This window comes from Streptomyces sp. NPDC002490, assembly GCF_040296045.1.
In the GTDB taxonomy this organism is placed as follows: domain Bacteria; phylum Actinomycetota; class Actinomycetes; order Streptomycetales; family Streptomycetaceae; genus Streptomyces.
In genome coordinates, this window is record NZ_JBEOWM010000119.1 from 1 (window position 1) to 3,057 (window position 3,057).

The 3,057-nt window shown below is 76.6% G+C and carries 3 protein-coding genes and 1 pseudogene; 3 read left to right on the plus strand and 1 reads right to left on the minus strand.

Annotated features, from left to right (window positions below):
• Positions 1-162 precede the first annotated feature (162 nt).
• From ABT092_RS30815 to ABT092_RS30825, 3 genes are all read left to right on the plus strand, one after another.
• Complete coding sequence (locus ABT092_RS30815) at positions 163-240, plus strand: putative leader peptide (RefSeq protein ID WP_351249801.1); 78 nt, start codon at positions 163-165, stop codon at positions 238-240.
• Between the two features lie 225 nt (positions 241-465).
• Positions 466-1,017 (plus strand): NADPH-dependent FMN reductase, encoded by a 552-nt coding sequence (ssuE, locus tag ABT092_RS30820; RefSeq protein ID WP_351249797.1) that lies wholly within the window; start codon positions 466-468, stop codon positions 1,015-1,017.
• 73 nt (positions 1,018-1,090) lie between these two features.
• Entirely contained in the window at positions 1,091-2,437 is a 1,347-nt protein-coding gene (locus ABT092_RS30825) for a 6-phospho-beta-glucosidase (RefSeq protein ID WP_351249799.1), read from the plus strand.
• 20 nt (positions 2,438-2,457) lie between these two features.
• On the opposite strand, the pseudogene ABT092_RS30830 reads toward ABT092_RS30825, so the two are convergent.
• Positions 2,458-3,057, minus strand: a pseudogene (locus ABT092_RS30830) (hypothetical protein); the annotation flags it as partial.

Consider the following 3,057-nt stretch of genomic DNA (forward strand, 5'->3'; position numbering starts at 1 on the left):
GGGGGGGGGGGGCGGGGCGGGGGGGCGGGCCCCGCGCGCGGGCCCCCGCGGGGCCCCCCCCGCCGGGCGGCGCGTCCCGGACTCCGGGGCCGCGCCGCCGTGCGATCCCGCAGCCCGGACCGCCCTTGACCCGCCTCGACCGCGCCTGATTTGATCCCGAGCATGCGGCAACGACAGGAACTCACGAGGCGACGCCACGTCGACCTCGTCCGCGTCGCCAGTTCCTGCTGTCCTTCCTGACCGCCGCCCCTCGAACAGCCCGGCCCCGTGGCCGCCCGCGAGCGTTCCCCGGTCGGCTTCCGCTTCCCGCAGCAGCCCCGAGGCGCCCGGCCCGCCCCTGCGCCCCGCGCCGGGAGTTCCCGCCGCCGTGCGCGCTCCCGAACCACCCCGCCCGCCGCGCGTATCCGCCGGTGCGCGCGCGGGCGCACCCGCTCCGGCTCGTGCCCCCCGATCCGAAGGATTCCCATGGCCACCGTCCTGTCCGTCTCCGGAAGTCCCTCCGCCGCCTCCCGCACCGCACGACTCCTCCGCCACCTCGACGCACGACTGCGCGAGCAGGGGCACGAGGTGATACCCCTCGACGTGCGCACCCTCCCCGCCGAGGCGCTGCTCGGCGCCGACTTCGCCCACCCCGACATCGTCCGCGCCGGATCGTTGTTCGAGCGGGCGGACGGGGTGGTCATCGGGACGCCCGTCTACAAGGCCGCCTACTCGGGACTGCTGAAGTCGCTGTTGGACCTGCTGCCCCAGTACGCGCTCAGCGGCAAGACCGTGCTGCCGCTGGCCACCGGCGGCACCCATGCGCACGTCCTCGCCATCGACTACGCGCTGCGCCCCGTGCTCACCTCGATGGGCGCCGACCACATCGTCCAGGGGTGGTTCACCCTCGACCGGCAGATCACGGTGGAGGCCGACGACACCCTCACGCTCGCACCGGAGGCGGAACGGGCCGTGACCCGGGTCCTCGACCGGTTCTCCGCGGTCCTCGACGCACCCCGGTTCGCCGCCGCCGGCTGAACTCCCGCCGACGCACGGGCTGGCCGTTCCGGCCGGCCGGATTAGGATGCCGTCGAGGACGAGGCGGTGACGCGTGCGACTGGTCGTACTGGGTGGCGGGGGATTCCGGGTCCCCCTGGTGTACGGGGCCCTGCTCACGGACCGGGGGGAGGGCCGGGTCGACGAGGTCGTGCTGTACGACACCGATCCGGCGCGGTCGGCGGCCATCGCCCGGGTGCTGGCCGACCAGGCCGCCGCCGACCCGGCCGCGGCCCCCCGGGTCCGGGTGGCCACGGACCTCGACGCCGCCCTGCACGGGGCCGACTTCGTGTTCTCCGCGATCCGGGTCGGCGGACTGGCCGGCCGCGCGGCCGACGAACGGGTGGCCCTCGCGGAAGGGGTCCTCGGCCAGGAGACCGTCGGTGCCGGCGGCATCGCCTACGGACTGCGCACCCTGCCGGTCGTCGACCGGATCGCCCGACGGGTGGCCGCCGTGGCGCCCGACGCCTGGTTCATCAACTTCACCAACCCGGCCGGCCTGGTGACCGAGGCCATGTCGCGGCACCTGGGGGACCGGGTGATCGGCATCTGCGACTCGCCGGTCGGGCTCGGCCGCAGGGTCGCCCGGGTCCTGGGCGTCGACCCCGGCAGTGCCGAGGTCGACTACGTGGGGCTGAACCACCTGGGATGGCTGCGCGGGCTGCGCGTCGACGGCCGGGACGTGCTGCCGGACCTGTTCGCCTCCACCGCGCTGCTGGAGGGCTTCGAGGAGGGCCGGCTGTTCGGCGCCGACTGGCTGCGCTCCCTGGACTGCGTCCCCAACGAGTACCTGCACTACTACTACTTCAACCGGGAGACCGTGCGCGCCTACCGCGAAGCCGCGCTCACCCGGGGGGCCTTCCTGCACCGACAGCAGGACCGCTTCTACGCCCGGGTGGGCGATCCGGCCGTGCCCGCGCTCACCACCTGGAACGCGGTGCGGGCCGAACGCGAGGCCACCTACATGGCCGAGAACCGGGAGGCGGCCGGGGCGGGCGAGCGGGACGAGGCGTCGCTGACCGCGTCCGGCGGGTACGAGGAGGTGGCCCTCGCCCTGATGCGGGCCATCGCCCGCGACGAGCGGACCACCCTCGTCCTCAACGTCCGCAACCGCGCCGCCCTGCCGGGGCTGGACGCCGACGCGGTGATCGAGACGCCCTGCCGGGTCGACGCCGCCGGCGCCCACCCGATCCCCGCCGACCCGCTGCCCGGGCACGCCCTGGGCTTGGTGACCACCGTCAAGGCGGTGGAGCGCGAGGTCATCGCGGCGGCCGACGGCGCCTCCCGGGCGCGGGCGGTCAAGGCGTTCGCCCTGCACCCCCTGGTCGACTCGGTCTCCGTCGCCCGCCGGCTCGTCGCCGGGTACACGGAGGTCCACCCCGGTCTCGGGTACCTCCGCTGATGGGACCCCGGGGGCGGGGATCAGCGGCAGGAAGCCGGCCGTCGCACCCTGGCCGGGTCGGGGCGGGGGACGGCGGGGCCCGCGGCGACGATCCGTCCCCGCGCCGCGGTGCGGGTTCCGTCGGCGCGGTCCGCAGCGGCGGCCCGGCTGAGGACCAGCACCCCGCGTCCCGCGATCACGGCGCCCGCCAGGGCCAGGGCCGCTCCCGCGGCGCCGCCGCGGAAGCCCTCGCCGAGCAGGGCGATCCCGATCGTCGAGGCGGCCACCGGATTGGCGAGGGTGAGCAGGGCCAGCGGCGCCCCGAGTCCGTCCTGGTACGCGGTCTGGGCCAGCAGCAGGCCGCCCACCGCGAACCCCGCGACGAGCAGGACGACCACCGCCACCCGGCCGCTCAGTAGCGCGGCACCGGCCCCGGTGGCCGCGACGGTCACCGTCTGCGTCAGTGCCGAGGCGACCCCCGAGGAGAGTCCGGAAGCGGTCGCGTGCCGCAGTCCCGGCCGGGCGCCCGGCCACGCCAGCAGGCCCAGGACCGCGGCGGTCGCCCCCGCCACCCCCACCGCCAGGGCCATCCCGCGCCGACCGGGCAAGGGTGGGAACACCGGGGCCCGGGCGCGGCGGAG